We start from the raw sequence: 15,572 nt of genomic DNA, 5'->3' as shown, positions 1-15,572 counted from the left end.
TGACGCTGGGCGCGGGTAGATTGGGCCGGTGACCGAGATCGAGATCGGCCGTGGCAAACGCGGCCGCAGAGCGTACAGCTTCGACGACATCGCCATTGTGCCTTCCCGGCGTACCAGAGCACCTGGTGACGTCTCGCTGAGTTGGCAGATCGACGCTTATCAGTTCGCGTTGCCCTTCGTGGCGGCACCGATGGATTCGGTGATGTCCCCGGAGACGGCGATTGCCTTCGGTCAGGCTGGCGGTCTGGGTGTCCTTGACCTGGAAGGGTTGTGGACGCGGTATGACGACCCGTCGCCGCTGCTGGCTGAGATCGCGGGTCTGGACCTGTCGATGGCGACGGCGCGAATGCAAGAAATCTACGCCGAGCCGATCAAGCCTGAGCTGATCCGGGATCGGCTGCGGCAGATGCGTGACTCCGGCGTGGTGGTGGCGGGCGCCTTGTCGCCGCAACTGACTCAGGAGCATTGGAAGACCGTGGTAGATGCTGGTGTCGATCTTTTCGTCATCAGGGGGACCACGGTGTCAGCGGAGCATGTTTCCAGCCATGCCGAACCGTTGAACCTCAAACGGTTCATCTATGAACTGGATGTGCCAGTGGTGGTCGGCGGTGCGGCGACGTACACCGCGGCTTTGCATCTGATGCGCACGGGTGCTGCAGGCGTCCTGGTCGGTTTTGGTGGCGGTGCGGCGCACACCACCCGGCAAACTCTGGGGATTCATGCACCGATGGCCTCGGCGGTGGCAGATGTTGCTGCAGCGCGTCGGGACTACCTGGATGAGTCTGGCGGCCGGTATGTCCATGTGATCGCTGACGGCGGCATGGGCACCTCTGGTGACGTGGTCAAAGCGGTGGCCTGTGGCGCGGATGCAGTGATGTTGGGTGCGGCTTTGGCGCGGGCCCAAGAAGCCCCGGGGCGGGGTTTCCACTGGGGGCCGGAGTCGCATCACACCGAGTTGCCGCGGGGTTCGCGGGTTCAGGTCGGGGTGGCTGGCTCGCTGCAGGAGATTCTGCACGGCCCGAGCCGGTGCGCTGAGGGGACGACGAACTTCGCTGGTGCCTTGCGTCGGGCCATGGCCACCACGGGCTATAGCGACTTGAAGGAATTCCAGCGGGTAGAGGTCATCGTCGCGCCGTACGATGCTCGCTGATCAGCCCTGAACCCGCTATGGGGTCGGTTTTCGTACGTCGGAAGCCGGCCCCGTGGCGGTTGGTGGGGGCGGGGAGGACAGCTCTGGCGCCGCTGCGACGTACGGTGGGGTCATGACCGCGACATCTGGCCTCGACCTGCACGAGGACCTTCAAGAATTTCCGCACATCGACCCGGCTACCGGCCAGTCTCCGCTGGATCCCGCTGTGATACGACGACTTACTGGTTTGGCGATCACGTCTCCGCGGGCGCAGACGCACACGGCGGTGACACCCATGAGTGGCCGGGCCCTGGCCCAGATCCCGTTGTCCACTCCGGAGGATGTGCGGGTGGCCGTGGATGGAGCACGTGCGGTCCAGCCGTCATGGGCCATGTTGCCGATTGAGGCGCGGGCCGAGATCATGTTGCGTTTTCACGATCTGGTGTTGGCCCATCAGGTGGAGTTGCTTGACCTGATCCAGCTGGAGAGCGGCAAATCCCGGTTGCACGCTTTCGAGGAGATCGTCGACGTCTGTCAGGTGTCGCGGTATTACGCCCGGACGACAGCGCAGCATCTGGCGCCGCGCAAACATACCGGCATCATCCCGGGATTGACTGAGGTCACCGAATTGCACCATCCCAAAGGGGTCGTGGGGATCGTGGCGCCGTGGAACTATCCGTTGTCGATGGGGATCACCGATGTGATCCCGGCGTTGATGGCTGGCAACGGGGTGGTGGTCCGCCCGGATATGCAGACCTCGTTGACATTGTTGTATTGCGCTGACTTGTTCCGGCAGGCGGGGCTGCCCTCGCGGGTGTTGCAGGTCGTTCTTGGGCGGGGTGGGGTCGTCGGGTCGGCGATTTTCGACCTGGTCGATTACATCCAGTTCACCGGTTCGACCAAGACCGGTCGTGCGGTGGCACAGCAGGCAGGAGAGCGGCTGGTGTCATGCTCCTTGGAGTTGGGGGGCAAGAACCCGATGTATGTCGCCGCTGACGCGCCCTTGCGTCGTGCGGTGGAAGGCGCCGTGCAGGCGTGCTTCGCGTCCGCTGGCCAGCTGTGCGTCAGCATCGAACGGTTGATCCTGCACGAAGACATCGCCGACGAGTTCTTGGCGGCGTTCATTCCGGCGGTGCAGGCGGTACGCGTCGGCACGGCATTGACCTACGACGCAGACATGGGCAGTTTGGTGTCTGCGGAGCAGCTGGCCACGGTGCAGCGGCATGTGGAAGATGCCCGCGCTAAGGGTGCGACGGTGCTGGCCGGTGGGCGGCACCGTCCTGACCTGGGACCGTGGTGTTATGAACCGACCGTGTTGGATGGGGTCACTGAGGACATGACGGTGTGCCGGGAAGAAACGTTCGGTCCGGTCGTGTCGGTGTATCGGGTGGCGTCGGACGAGGAAGCCGTCCGAGTAGCCAATGACACCGAGTACGGGCTCAACGCCTCAGTGTGGACCCGGGACCTGGTGCGCGGCCGTCGGATCGCCGCGTCCATCGAGGCGGGCACGGTCAACGTCAACGAGGGGTATGCCGCGGCGTACGGGTCGACGCATGCGCCGATGGGCGGCTTCAAAGCGTCTGGGATGGGGCGGCGCCATGGCGCTGAAGGTGTGATGAAGTACACCGAGACACAGACGGTAGCGGTGCAACGCTTGCAAGGTTTGGGTGTTCCTCGACCGTTGACATCGCGCCAGTTCACTGGGGTGATGACCGGCTTCTTCCGGGTGATGAAAGCCCTCGGGCGTCCATGACCTGGTGTCGGGAGCAGAATGTGACGGTGACTTCCGGCGTTGTCGGGGGCGATATGAGGAGGCAGCCATGACCCTGCAGGAGCCGAGCGGGACGACGTACCTGCTCGTCGATGGGGAAAACATCGACGCGACGCTCGGCACCGGCATCCTGGGGCGCCGTCCCCGGCCGGACGAACGTCCTCGGTGGGACAGGGTGAAGCGGTTCGCTGAGGAGCATTGGGAGCAGCCGGTTACGGCTTTGTTTTTCCTCGCTGTCAACGGTGACCTGCCGATGCCTTTTGTCCAGGCGTTGATAGCGGTGGGCTATAAGCCCGTCGCGTTGAGTGGACGTCCAGACCAAAAAGTCGTGGATATTGCCATCCAGCGCACGTTGGACGCGATCGCGCAACGTCCTGCCGATGTGATGTTGGTCAGCCACGACGGGGATTTCCTGCCGCAGGTGGAGATGCTCGACGACGGTCGTCGTCTGGGCGTGATTGGTTTCACCGAGTTCCGTAATGCACGGTTTGCAGCCTTGGGGCCGAGCGTGGAGCTGATTGACCTGGAGTACGACGTGGCCGCGTTTAATGAGCGGTTGCCGCGTCTGCGGGTCATTCCGGTCGACGAGTTCGACCCGCTCGAGTTCCTCTGATCATCAGCTGGGGGAGGGGACATCCGTCGTGGACGGGTGCCCCCTCCCTTCGCTCCAGGACTGCCATAACGCGGCGTAGGAGCCATCGTTGCTGACGAGCTCATGGTGGGTCCCTAGCTCGCTGATCCGGCCGGCTTCTACGACGGCGACCCGGTCGGCGTCGTGGGCGGTGTGCAAGCGGTGCGCGATGGCCACCACGGTGCGTCCGTGCAGGACGGCGGCGAGGGATCGTTCGAGATGCCGGGCGGCGCGGGGATCTAGCAACGAAGTCGCCTCGTCGAGGATCAACGTGTGTGGGTCGGCCAGGACCAGTCGGGCCAGGGCGATCTGTTGCGCTTGAGCTTCGGTGAGGCGGTGACCGCTGGAGCCGACCGTGGTGTCCAGGCCGTCGGGGAGTTCCCGCGCCCAGGTGTCGGCGTCCACGGCTCGGAGCGCCGCCCAGAGCTGCTCGGTGGTGGCTTGAGGATGGGCCAGGGAGAGGTTTTGGGCGAGGGTGCCGATGAAGATGTGGTGTTCCTGGGTGAGGAGAGCCACTTCGCGGCGTAACCGATCCAACGGCAGATCAACGAGGGGGACATCGCCCACGGTGATGCGCCCGGTGCGGGGACCATCGACGCCAGCGAGGAGGCGACCCAACGTGGATTTCCCGGCGCCGGAGGGACCGACCAGGGCGAGCCGTTCGCCGGGGTGGATCTGCAGGTCGATGCCGTGCAGCACGTCCCGTCCAGGCTGGTAGGAGTAGCGCGTGTCTGTGACATCAAGGACCTGGCCGTCCGGGGTGACATCGCGGGGGATGCGGTCGGGCGGGATGTCGTCGATTCCGATGATGCGGGCCAGGCTGGTGGCTCCGACGAGGATCTCGTCGAGCCACATCAGCAGGACTTCCAGCGGTTTCGCCGCTTGGTGCAGATAGAGCACCACTGCGGTGACCTCCCCGATGGTGGCCACGTCAGCGCTGACGAGCACACCGCCCCAGAGCAGCCCGGCGGCGACGGGCAACACCACGGCCAGACTGACCCAGGGAAACCACGCCAATCGGAGCTGTAGGGTGCGTCGTTCGGCGGTGAAGGTGTCCGCAATGGAGTCCTCGATCCGGCGGATGCGCTGTTCAGCTAACGACAGTGTTTCCACGGTTCGGGCGCCGTCGACGGTCTCGGCGATAATGCCATTCATCGTGGCGTAGCTGGCTCGTTCCCGCAGGTATGCCGCCGGGGCGTCGCGGAGGTAGCGGCGGGTCGTTGGCCACAGGATCGGGAGGGCGATCAGCACCACGGGTGTCATCGGCGGGCACGTCACCAGGGTGGCCACCAGAGTGAGGGCCACGGTGACTGAGGCGACGAACAGTTGGGGCAGGCCGAATCGGATCACCAGGTTCAGGGATTGGATGTCGTTGGTGGTGCGAGAGATCAGGTCGCCGGTGCCGGCGCGCTCGACGACGGACAGGGGCAGCTCGCCGACGCGGGACATGAAGTTTTCCCGCAACTCCGCGAAGAGGTGTTCGCCGAGGACGGTGGCGGAACGATTGGCGCACCAGGTGAGGACGCTGTGCAGGAGGACAGCCCCGATGAGGGCTGCGGTGATCTGATCGATCCTGGCCAAGGACACGGCCCGATCTGGTGGGAGTGTCCCGCTGATCAGATCGATCATCATCCCGATCAGGCGAGGGACGGCCAGCAGCGCGACGGTGGCGCTGCTATGCCACAGCAGGGTGCGCACCAGTTCTCCCCGGTGGGCCCTGGCCGCGGACCGGACGTAACGGCGTACGGTGCTGGCTGCGGCGACTGGCAGGGCGTGAGCCTGCGGGCTGGGGTCGTGGGGCGGCATGATCAGTCGGTTTCCTCACGCAAGACACAACTCCGGTATGACGGGCAGTGGTCGAGCAGATGACGGTGATGGCCGCGGCTCACGACATGACCCTGACGGTCGAGCAGGACCACGTCGTCGGCGGCGTCCAGCAGCAACGGGCTCACGGAGGCGATGACGGTGCTGCGGCCGTGGCGGTGGGTGCGCAACCGCGGGGCGATGCGGGCTTCGGTGTGAGCGTCGACGGCGCTGGTCGGTTCGACGAGGACCAAGTGGTCCGCGTCAGTCAGGAGCGCCCGAGCCAAGGCCAGACGTTGACGTTGTCCGCCAGACAACGAGCGGCCGCGTTCCTCGACATGGGTGTCCAATCCCTCAGGGAGACCGTCGAGTACGTCGAGGGCGTCGGCGGCGTACAACGCGGTTCGTACCGCGTCGTCGTCCCACCGTGATCTCGGATCCAATTGATCACGCAGTGACCCGCTGAAAAGGTGGGCTTCGTTGTCCCCCAAAATGACCCGTGATCGAACCTGGGCCAGCGGAAGGTCAGCCAGAGCGTTGTCGCCCAAGAGCGTCTGGCAGTGTCCTGGACCGACCCTGGTCAAACGTTCGGCCATGGCTGTGCTCACCGCTGGGTCAGGACAGGCCACTGCCAGGAAGGTCCCCGCTGAGACGGCCACGCCGGACACCGGATCCAGCCACTGCTGTGGCCCCACCGGTGGCCGCACCGGCGTTGTCATCTGTCCGCTGTCCTGCTGATCCGGGTTGACCTGCAACACCGTGATGACCTGGCGGGCCGCGACCAGACTTCGCACGGCACGATCCGCGCCTTCGGTCATCGTGTGCAACGGGATCGACAAAAACGCGGCATAGCCGTAAAACTGCACCGCCTCCCCAGGGGTGATCGCCCCCTCGACCACAGATCTGGCGCCCAACCAGGCCGTCACCACGACAAACAACCCAGGGAGCAGGACATGTACGGCGTCCAGGAGCGCTTGCAACCCCGCGACCCGGATCCCGTGATCCAGGACCCGCCCAGATTGGAGTCGATACCGGTGCAGGAACTCGGCTTCGCCGCCGATGCCGCGCAGCACCCGTAGACCCGCCACCGTGTCTGCGCCCAAGGCGACCAAGCGTCCGGTCTGCTCGCGTTGCGCTGCTTGACGTCGCTGCAATGGGCGCAACACCAGCGCCACCACCGCTCCCATCACCGGGACACCGATCAGCACCACCGCGCCCATCAGTGGGCTCGCGCTGAGCAGGATCACCGAGACCACGATGTAAGAGAGCACCGCCCCAGCAAACCGCCCTGCCACATCGAAGACCGCCCCGATCCGAAGGGCGTCGCTGCTGGTGCAGGCCATCACCTCACCGGTGGGGATCTGACGAGGCAGTGCCCCACCGGTGTGCACGGCATGTCGACCAAGGAGTTGGATGGTGCGCAGCGACGCGGTCAGCCAGTTCAGGACGGCGTACCGATGGCGCGCCCATTCGGTCAACGCACTGACCACACCAAGGGCCACTACTGCCGCAGACCACTGCACCAGAGCAGACCCGCTCCCTCCCGTGCGGCCCGCGTCCACGGCGCGTCCTATCGCTGCCGGGATCAACGACAAGGCCACCATCCACGCGGCACCGGTGATCATCACGGCTACGAGCAGCCGCCATTGCCCGCGCCCCACCCAGATCAGGTAGCGCAACGGTGACCTCAGATCCGGTGTCCCCGGGTCGTCGTAAGGAATGCGCGGCATCACATGCCACGCTACGGGCAGACAGTGTGCAGAGCCACGGATTTATCACCCCTGGTGCATTAGCCTGTCGGAGATGTGGAGAACGGCGACGAAACCAAAATGGCTGGCGATGCTGGCTCTGGTCGTCGTGGTCGTCGTGGGTTTCAGCATGTTAGGTCGGTGGCAGTGGGACACCGCTCACGAACGCGGCGTGGCTGAAGCCACTGACGCTGCCGCAGCTCTCCCACGGGCGCCGCTGACCGAGGTTCTCCCCGCGGATGGGTCCTTTCCGGAGGGTGCTCTCGATCGCAAGGTTGTCATCCGTGGTCGGTACGACGCCGCTCACCAGGTCATCGTGCCTGGTCGTCGCCTCGGGGACCGGGAAGGCTACTGGGTGATCACGGCGTTTCATCCTGATGGACCCACTGGCGGTCGAAGCATCCCAGTGCTGCGGGGGTTCGTGGACGATCCGACTCGGGTCCCGGAACCTCCGCAGGACATGGTCACTCTGGAGGGAGTCTTAGCGCAGAGCGAGCCCTCGGCCAACTCCTACCGGCCGCTCCCTGAACCCCAAATGCAGACCGTCAACGTGCCCGCCCTCCTCAACAAGTGGGGGACACCGCTCTACTCGGCTTTCGTCTTCCTGACAGCACAGGAACCCAGACCAGCTCAGGCCCCGGCGATGGTGGCGCCACCCACCCCCGGGGAGACCAGCGTCAACCTACGCAATCTGGGTTATGCCCTCCAATGGTTCTTCTTCGCGGCCTTCGCTGTGTTCATGTGGTGGCGCATGGTCCGGGAAGAGCACCGCCACAACCACGCCCGCGCTGCCCTGCGCACCGCGGAAGACGACCAGACAGCTACCGGTCACCCTGAAGGAGCCCCAACCAGATGAACACCCCCCACGACGACCTATTGGCCAGTGATGAAGAGATCCGCAAAGCATTGACGTTCTTCAAAATCATGGCGTTCGTGGTGGGTATTGCCCTCCTGATTCTCACCGTCGAGATGATCTTCAGCTATGGCCTCGGGTGGAAAGGCAAGGACAATCCGCTGTCCTGGTGGCCCGCCCCGCACGGATTCCTCTACATGATTTACGCGGTGGCCGCGTTCTTCCTCGGGCTGCGGATGCGCTGGCCCTTCCCCAAACTCATCGGGGTGCTCCTGGCTGGTTGCGTCCCTTTCCTGTCCTTTGTGGTGGAAGCCAAAATTGAGGCAGAGACCACCACGGTGCTCGCCGAGCGTGCTGCGCGGGTCAGTGACGTCGACGGTGGGTCAGGGGACGGTCACTCCGGATGACGGAGCTGGCACCGAGCAGGCGGTCGGGATCGCCCGATACCCTTAAGCGGTGAGTCCAGATCCCCACGCCCACCCGGTCCTCGTCGTCGACTTCGGCGCCCAGTACGCCCAACTGATCGCCCGCCGGGTCCGCGAGGCCGGTGTCTATTCGGAGGTCGTGCCACACACCACGACCGCCCAGGACATCCTGGGTCGTCGGCCAAGCGCGATCATTCTCTCCGGCGGCCCCTCCAGCGTGTACGCCGAAGGCGCGCCACAACTCGATGCGGCGCTGCTCACCGCAGGAGTGCCAGTTTTCGGCATGTGTTACGGGTTCCAGGTGATGGCGCAGGCTCTGGGCGGCGAGGTCGCTCGCACCGGCTTGTCAGAGTACGGCGCCACCCCCGTCACCGTCACCGACACCACCTCCACCCTGTTCAACGGGCAACCCGCGGCACAGTCAGTGTGGATGAGTCATGGCGACTCGGTGACCCGTGCTCCTGAGGGCATGGTGGTGACCGCCTCGACGCCTGGCGCTGCCGTCGCGGCATTCGAGGATGACGAGCGCCGCTTGTACGGCGTGCAGTGGCACCCCGAGGTGATGCACTCCACCTTCGGTCAGCGGCAGTTGGAAAATTTCCTCCGCGCCGGTGCCGGGTTGGCGCCCAGCTGGAACCCCGGATCCATCGTGGACGCGGCGGTTGCCCGGGTGCGGGCACAGGTCGGCGCAGACCGGGTGTTGTGCGCCTTGTCCGGGGGAGTGGATTCCTCGGTAGCTGCGGCGCTGGTGCAACGCGCTGTCGGTGACCAACTCACCTGTGTTTTTGTCGACCACGGGCTGCTGCGTCAGGGGGAAGCGGAGCAGGTCCAGCAGGATTTCGTCGACGCGACCGGCGTCGACCTGGTCACCGTCGATGCTGCTGACACCTTCCTCGACGCGCTCGCCGGGGTCACTGACCCGGAAGAAAAACGCAAAATCATTGGGCGGGAGTTCATCCGCACCTTCGAGCGGGCCGCACGCGAGATCGTCGCCGACCGCGGTGATGAGGAGCATCCCGTCAAGTTCCTCGTGCAGGGCACGTTGTATCCGGACGTCGTGGAATCTGGCGGGGGCAGCGGCACCGCCAATATCAAGAGTCATCACAACGTCGGTGGATTGCCGGACGATTTGCAGTTCACGCTGGTCGAGCCGCTTCGTGACCTGTTCAAGGACGAGGTGCGTCAGGTTGGCCTGGAGTTAGGAGTTCCCGAGGCCATCGTGTGGCGGCAGCCGTTCCCCGGCCCAGGGTTGGGGATTCGGGTGGTGGGGGAGGTCACCCGGGAGCGGTTGGCGGTGTTGCGGGCTGCGGATGCGATCGCTCGTGAAGAGCTCACGCGCGCTGGACTGGACCGCCAGATCTGGCAGTGTCCGGTCGTCCTTCTCGCTGACGTCCGTTCGGTCGGGGTGCAAGGTGACGGCCGGACGTACGGTCATCCCGTCGTACTGCGGCCGGTGAGTAGTGAAGACGCGATGACCGCTGACTGGACTCGACTGCCGTACGACGTCCTGGCCGACATCTCCACCCGGATCACCAATGAGGTCCCGGAGGTCAATCGGGTGGTGCTGGATGTCACCAGCAAGCCTCCGGGCACCATCGAATGGGAATGAGTGCCGCCTCATGGATACCGGGCAGCGTCGCCAGGTCCTGATCTATCTCGTGATGATCGGGCTGAATCTTCTTGTCCTGCCGAGATGGTTCTCCCCGGGACGCTTTGGTTTGGGGACCCGCCTGGTATTCATCGGGGTGCAAGCCCTGCTGATCGCATTGTGTGCCTGGCAGATCAGCAGGGTCATGGGGGTCAACCCGTTTAGCAAGCTCAAGCATCCCGTCTACATCCCCTACCAAGGATCAGACGACGAGGAGCCAGAGATCGCCGACACGCCACCGATGCTGACTCTGGCTGAGGATCCCGAGCCGCCGTACGGTGAGTTCATGGCAACCCCTCGAACAGCGGCCGATCTTCGGATTGCCGTCCAGCGCTATTACGACGCCCTTGACCAGGATGATTTGGATGCTGTCTTGGAGGGGTTTTCCGGGGATGTTCTTTATCGGCGTCCCGGGTACGACACCATCGTCGGTATCGACCAGTTGCGTTCCTATTACGCCGAGGAACGGCGCTTGGCGCCTGGTCGGCATCTGCTCCGAGATGTCTTGGTGGAGGAGAACCGGGTCGCTGCGCATGGCGCCTATGAGGGGCGCACCGTCGATGGTGAACAAACTGCGGTCGGTTTTGCAGCGTTCTTCGTCTTCGATGCCAACGGCAGGATCAGCGAACACACGACGTTTTTCTTCATTCCGGCGGTCTAAGTCGGTGCCGTCATCGCTCGACTGGGGTGGGGCGCTGGTGGGTGCTGCAGGTCCACCGGGCCGGACAGCATGGGCCGGTGACGTCGTACGGAGATGGTCCGCATCGACACCACCGGCCCATGGCCGCGCTGACGGGATCAGCTGGCGACGCCAGAAGCCTTTGCGGCTGCCAACCGTGCTGAGACGTCGTCCCAGTTGATCAGGTCCCATAGCTTCGCGACATAGTCCGGCTTCACGTTCTTGTATTGCAGGTAGTACGCGTGCTCCCAGCTGTCGAACACCAGGATCGGGGTAGCGCCCACTCCGACATTGCCTTGGTGGTCGTAGACCTGGGTGACGACCAGGCGCTGACCCAGCGGCTCCCATGCCAAGACGCCCCAGCCCGACCCCTGCACGGTCTGGGTGGCATTGGTCAGCTGGGTCTTGAATGCGTCGAACGAGCCGAAGTGCTCGTCGATTGCGCTGGCCAGCTCACCCACGGGGCGATCGCCACCGTCGGGGGACAGGTTCTTCCAGAAGATCGAGTGCAGGACGTGGCCGGACAGGTTGAAGGCCAGCGTCTTCTCCAAGCCGACCAAGCCGGCCCCAGCGAGTTGACCAGCGTCGCGAGCCTGCGCGATCTGCTCCAGGGTGTCATTGCACCCCTTGACGTAGGTGGCGTGGTGCTTGTCGTGGTGCAGCTCCATGATGTGCCCGCTCATGGCTGGCTCGAGTGCTGCGTAGTCATAGGGCAGGTCGGGCAAGGTGTACATGACGCCTCCTCAACGTTCAGCGGACAATAAGATTTAACGGTAACGGATCTGTAGCCAGCCCTCTTGTCCAGGGCCCTTGTTCGTGTTTTTTCGTTCGGTGGGCTTGCTTGCCCCGCCGAGGTGTACGACGGTTCAGCTCACGGCGTGTCCGGGACGGGCCGTCACCGTCACCGCAGCTGGCTGATAGCTGCAGGTGGGGTCGGACCCCAGGATGTCGCCGGTGACGGCGTACGCGTGGGATCGTGAGCCGCCGCACACCTCGTTGAACTCACAGACCCCACACTTGCCGTGGAATTGTTCCGGATGCCGCAAAGAGACCAGCAGCGGGTTGGTCCGGTAGATCTCCCGGAACGGCGTCTCCTTGACGTTGCCGCAGTGCTCCGGGAAAAACCCACTGGGGTAGACATGTCCGGTGTGGGAGATGAAGGCAAAACCTCGCCCCGAGTTGACATCGATCGGCTTGCGAGGGGTACGCCGAGCCAGCCCTGGATCGTCGAGGAGGTCAGCGACGCCAGCGCGCAGCGTCCGATACAACTCTCCATGGACCACTGCCGCCGGTGCGCCGCTCGCAGCAGCCGCCTGCATCCGGGCCCGTTGGATCGCGACCCGCCGATAGTGCGGCGCTTCTGTGGTTTTCACCGCGATGAGGTCAGACACGTCATGCAACCAGTGCAGGACGTCTTCGGCCTCAGCGGCGCTCAACGCCTGCAACGCACTGCCCCGACCAGTGGGCACCAGGAAGAAGACGCTCCACAGCGACGCCCCTAGACCCACCACCGTGCGCAACAGATCGGGCAGTTCCTCGACGGTGTCTCTGGTCACGGTGGAGTTGATCTGCAAGCGATACCCCAGATCCCGGCACCACTGTGCGGCGTGCACGGTGGCGTCAAACACTCCTGGGACACCGCGAAAACCATCGTGTACTTCAGCCCGGGCCCCGTCCAATGACAGGGAGATCGCGTGCACGCCACACTCTCGGAAGACCTGCAATGTTTCCGGGGTCATCTTCGGAGTCACCGATGGGGACAACGCCATATGCAAGCCCAAAGATGCGCCATAACGGACCAAATCAGGCAGGTCAGGGCGCTCGAAAGGGTCCCCCCCGGTCAACACTACGATCGGGTAAGGCTTGCCGAAACCAGCGATCTCCTCCAGCAGAGCCTTGCCTTGATCAGTGTCCAGCTGATCCGGATGGGCCCGCTGTTGCGCATCCGCCCGGCAGTGTCGGCACACCAGCTGACAGGCCCGAGTGGTCTCCCAGATCACGATCATCGGGCGTTCACCGGCGTCATGGTGCAGCTGGCGGACGGCGCGGTCGGGTGCGACGGACATGGCGCTCTCTTCAGACGACGGACGTGGTGGCTCTGAGTGGACGGGCTGAGCTGGTCAGCTCGCGATGGATCTGGGCAGCCGCATCCTGACCAGAGGTCAAGCAGGCGGCCAAACCGATCCCGTCGTACGACGCTCCAGCGAGCGCGACCTGGGGCCAGACCTGGTGGAGTTCATCTCGGACAGCGTCGATGCGGTCGGGATGTCCGACGGTTAATTGGGGCAGACCTCGCTGCCACCGATGCACATGGACCAAGGTCGGTGGGACATCCACGCCCGTGAGTGTCCGCAGGTCGTGGCGGAGCTGATCGACTAACGCGGTGTCGTCGAGGGCATCGACGAGCTCCTGGCCGTCACGGCCAGCAGATAGCCGCATCAGGTAGAGATCACCGCCGCCGTACTGGGGCCATTTGGCACTGAGGTTGGTGACGGCTTTGAGGAGGGTCCCGGTGCGGGAAGGCACCAGCAGGCCGTTGCCCTCGAGCGCGGGAATGCCTGCGACGGATTCGCGGGGGAAGCCCAGGACAACGGTGACGGTGGAGACCGTCCGGGTGAAGGAGAGCAGGTCGGCCGCGCGGGGTGAAGCCGGGCGGATGAGGGTTCGTGCTGCCCAGGCAGGAATCGCCAAGACCACTGCGTCGACGTCGAGGTCACCTTGGGGGGTGGTGACGAGGTAGCCGTCTGCGGTTGCGGTGATCGAATGGACCGGGCAGGACAACCGGATGTCCACGGTGACGTCGGTGAGGATCCGGTCGACGATGGTGCGTAGACCTCGCGGCCAAGACAGGAAGTCCATCTTGGGGCGCGGCCGGGCGGTTGCCGGTCGTAGCGGGCCGGGCAGTGCGTTGCGGATCAGGTCAGCGGTCCGCGGAGACAGCCCGTGGGTGGTGGCCCTGTTCACGGCGCCGTTGATGGCTTTCCCGGGGAGTTCGCGCAGTCGAAATGGCATCAACGAGCGGCCGTCTCGGGCCGCTGCGACCAGGGTGGGGGTGGTAGCTCGCAAACTGAGCCGGTGGACGTCGCCGGAGTGCAATCCACCGAGCAGGGGATCCACGAACCGGTCGGCGACTTCTTGACCGAAACGACCAGCCACAAAATCGCCGACGGATACGTCGTGACCGGGGGACAGTTGTGGACGGGTGCGCAGGCGGGCTGCCACGGGTTCGATACCTGCTCGGGCCATGCCCCGAAGGGTCATCACCCCACTGCGCAGGACGGGGCGCAGTCGGGTCGGGCCAGCTGGTCCGACCCCAGCGGGGAGCCGCCGTCGTCCGCGCGGGGTCCACAGGTAGCTTTCACCGCCCCGCGCCACGGTCACTGTGTCCTGCAGACCGAGCTCATTGATCAGCGCGATGCTGTCTGGGGACATCGTGTGCAGCGCTTCAGCGCCGACATCCACGGCCAGTGTGTCGCCGCTTGGGGTGTCCACGTCCACGGTGCAGATCTGACCGCCCAGCCGAGCGGAGGCTTCACACACGATGACATGGTGCCCGGCCTGAGCAAGGCGGCGGGCCGCGACGAGACCGGTGAAACCGCCGCCTACGACGGCGACCGTGCTGGGCCGATCGAGATCTTCGCGATCGGTGCGGCCAGTATCAGCCGGAAGTAAGGTCATCGGCACTCCCTCGCAGGACGGGAAGGGTGAGACAGGACATCCTCTGTCAGGATCCCCACAGCCGGTCGGAAGTCGGATCGGCGCGACCACTCTACCCCCGTCGGTATCTTCTTCCGTCTTCGTCGCAGGTCAGCGCGGTGTTCGTGGTGGTCTTTGGCCAGACCCGTCGGCAATTGATGACGTTGATGCCTGCGCGGTGGGGTTACGACTGCACATCAGTGAGGTCATCTACAGGCCTCCTTCAGCTCGAAACTGCCTGCGTCCGCCACCATAGGGAGGTGCCGTTGTCTCGCACCACGAACAGGATGTCGACGTGATCCGTCTCTCACCCGCTGCGCGGCGGGCATTTGTTGCTGGGCTGGGTCTGCCATTCCTCGCCGCGCTCGTCATTGTGGCCCTGGTCCAGCTGTGCCTGCGCACGGCTCATGGCCAGACGATGGAGAAGCGGGTCATGGCGGGGATGCTCACCTCCAATCAGACCGATGTGATGTTTATTCGCGGGTTGGAACAGGTCAGCATCCCCACCATCGTGGTGGCTTTGGGTGTGATCGGCGTGCTGGGTTTGCTCCGGCGCCGTATCGACGTCGCCATTGCGGCCGGTGTCATGGTGTCCGGCGCCAACGTGACCACTCAGATCCTCAAATACCACGTCATTGAGCGTCCCAACCTGAAACTGTCCATCCTCGCGGGGATTCCACCGGACAACACTCTGCCCAGCGGCCACACCACTGTGATCGCCTCGTTAATCGTGGCCGCCCTGATGGTGTTGCCCGCGCAGTGGCGACCCGTGCTGGTCCCGTTGGCGGCATTCCTCGCCTCCTGCGCTGGAGTCGGCACGATCATCCTCAACTGGCATCGACCCAGCGATGTGATCGCCGCATATGCCGTCGTGATGGCGTGGGTGGGAGTCACTGTGGGAGCCCTGGCCGGGTTTGGTCGGCTGCGTTTCCGGACGGAAGCCGGTCTGGGACGGGTCATCGGGTATGGCTTTGGTTCGGCTGGAGGTGTCGCCGTCCTGGGGCTACTCATTGTGCGGGCCGGGGTGTCCGCGAGTTCGGCTGGCACTGGTGACCTGAAGTTGTCTTTGGTGGTCTTGACCGGCGTCGCGCTCTGGTGCGCTGCGACCGTCGCCTTGTCGAGTTGGGCCGTAGACCTGGTCGGTGACGGTGACCACCGAGTAGAGGAGACGCCACTGCATCGGTGAGGG

At 64.7% G+C, this 15,572-nt stretch carries 13 protein-coding genes; 8 read left to right on the top strand and 5 right to left on the bottom strand.

The annotated features are described in order from the left end of the window. Positions 1 to 28: 28 nt before the first annotated feature. The 3 genes from KEM60_RS04510 (at position 29) to KEM60_RS04500 (ending at position 3,513) form a co-directional block, all read left to right on the top strand. Positions 29 to 1,150 carry a GuaB3 family IMP dehydrogenase-related protein gene (locus KEM60_RS04510; RefSeq protein WP_219106298.1) on the top strand — a complete coding sequence of 374 codons (1,122 nt, stop codon included), beginning with the start codon at positions 29 to 31 and terminating at the stop codon, positions 1,148 to 1,150. Between the two features lie 112 nt (positions 1,151 to 1,262). Then, positions 1,263 to 2,882, top strand: coding sequence for a succinic semialdehyde dehydrogenase (locus KEM60_RS04505; RefSeq protein ID WP_219106297.1), 1,620 nt, complete (start codon positions 1,263 to 1,265; stop codon positions 2,880 to 2,882). Between the two features lie 67 nt (positions 2,883 to 2,949). Then, positions 2,950 to 3,513 carry an NYN domain-containing protein gene (locus KEM60_RS04500; protein WP_219106296.1) on the top strand — a complete coding sequence of 188 codons (564 nt, stop codon included), beginning with the start codon at positions 2,950 to 2,952 and terminating at the stop codon, positions 3,511 to 3,513. A 3-nt stretch (positions 3,514 to 3,516) separates the two neighbouring features. On the opposite strand, the gene KEM60_RS04495 is transcribed toward KEM60_RS04500, so the two are convergent. Further along, on the bottom strand, positions 3,517 to 5,337 hold the full coding sequence (locus tag KEM60_RS04495; RefSeq protein ID WP_219106295.1) for an ABC transporter ATP-binding protein: 1,821 nt from the start codon (positions 5,335 to 5,337) through the stop codon (positions 3,517 to 3,519). Positions 5,338 to 5,339: 2 nt separating this feature from the next. Further along, a complete protein-coding gene (locus KEM60_RS04490) occupies positions 5,340 to 7,064 on the bottom strand; it encodes an ABC transporter ATP-binding protein (RefSeq protein ID WP_219106294.1) in 1,725 nt (574 codons plus the stop codon). 109 nt (positions 7,065 to 7,173) lie between these two features. Here KEM60_RS04490 and KEM60_RS04485 point away from each other — a divergent pair, with 109 nt between their 5' ends. Genes KEM60_RS04485 through KEM60_RS16445 form a run of 4 tightly spaced genes read left to right on the top strand, consistent with a single transcriptional unit; the run spans position 7,174 to position 10,669 of the window. Then, positions 7,174 to 7,938, top strand: a complete 765-nt coding sequence (locus KEM60_RS04485) for an SURF1 family protein (RefSeq protein WP_219106293.1) — start codon at positions 7,174 to 7,176, stop codon at positions 7,936 to 7,938. After that, positions 7,935 to 8,342 carry a DUF3817 domain-containing protein gene (locus KEM60_RS04480; protein WP_219106292.1) on the top strand — a complete coding sequence of 136 codons (408 nt, stop codon included), beginning with the start codon at positions 7,935 to 7,937 and terminating at the stop codon, positions 8,340 to 8,342. Before KEM60_RS04485 ends, KEM60_RS04480 begins: the two co-directional genes overlap by 4 nt. Before the next feature lie 49 nt (positions 8,343 to 8,391). Then, complete coding sequence (gene guaA / locus KEM60_RS04475) at positions 8,392 to 9,969, top strand: glutamine-hydrolyzing GMP synthase (protein ID WP_219106291.1); 1,578 nt, start codon at positions 8,392 to 8,394, stop codon at positions 9,967 to 9,969. Between the two features lie 10 nt (positions 9,970 to 9,979). Then, positions 9,980 to 10,669, top strand: a complete 690-nt coding sequence (locus KEM60_RS16445) for a nuclear transport factor 2 family protein (RefSeq protein ID WP_255574229.1) — start codon at positions 9,980 to 9,982, stop codon at positions 10,667 to 10,669. 137 nt (positions 10,670 to 10,806) lie between these two features. On the opposite strand, the gene KEM60_RS04465 is transcribed toward KEM60_RS16445, so the two are convergent. From KEM60_RS04465 to hemG, 3 genes are all read right to left on the bottom strand, one after another. Beyond that, a complete protein-coding gene (locus KEM60_RS04465; RefSeq protein ID WP_219106290.1) occupies positions 10,807 to 11,421 on the bottom strand; it encodes a superoxide dismutase in 615 nt (204 codons plus the stop codon). A 132-nt stretch (positions 11,422 to 11,553) separates the two neighbouring features. Next, positions 11,554 to 12,753, bottom strand: coding sequence for a TIGR04053 family radical SAM/SPASM domain-containing protein (locus KEM60_RS04460; RefSeq protein WP_219106289.1), 1,200 nt, complete (start codon positions 12,751 to 12,753; stop codon positions 11,554 to 11,556). Positions 12,754 to 12,763: 10 nt separating this feature from the next. Next, entirely contained in the window at positions 12,764 to 14,365 is a 1,602-nt protein-coding gene (hemG, locus tag KEM60_RS04455) for a protoporphyrinogen oxidase (protein WP_219106288.1), read from the bottom strand. Between the two features lie 313 nt (positions 14,366 to 14,678). Here hemG and KEM60_RS04450 point away from each other — a divergent pair, with 313 nt between their 5' ends. Continuing rightward, the gene (locus tag KEM60_RS04450) at positions 14,679 to 15,569 is read left to right on the top strand and encodes a phosphatase PAP2 family protein (protein ID WP_219106287.1); all 891 of its coding nucleotides are present in this window, start codon (positions 14,679 to 14,681) and stop codon (positions 15,567 to 15,569) included. The last annotated feature ends 3 nt before the right edge of the window (positions 15,570 to 15,572 follow it).

The sequence above is a fragment of the Austwickia sp. TVS 96-490-7B genome (genome assembly GCF_019331795.1).
In the GTDB taxonomy this organism is placed as follows: Bacteria; Actinomycetota; Actinomycetes; order Actinomycetales; family Dermatophilaceae; genus Austwickia.
This window is presented reverse-complemented; position numbering and strand designations above follow the sequence as displayed.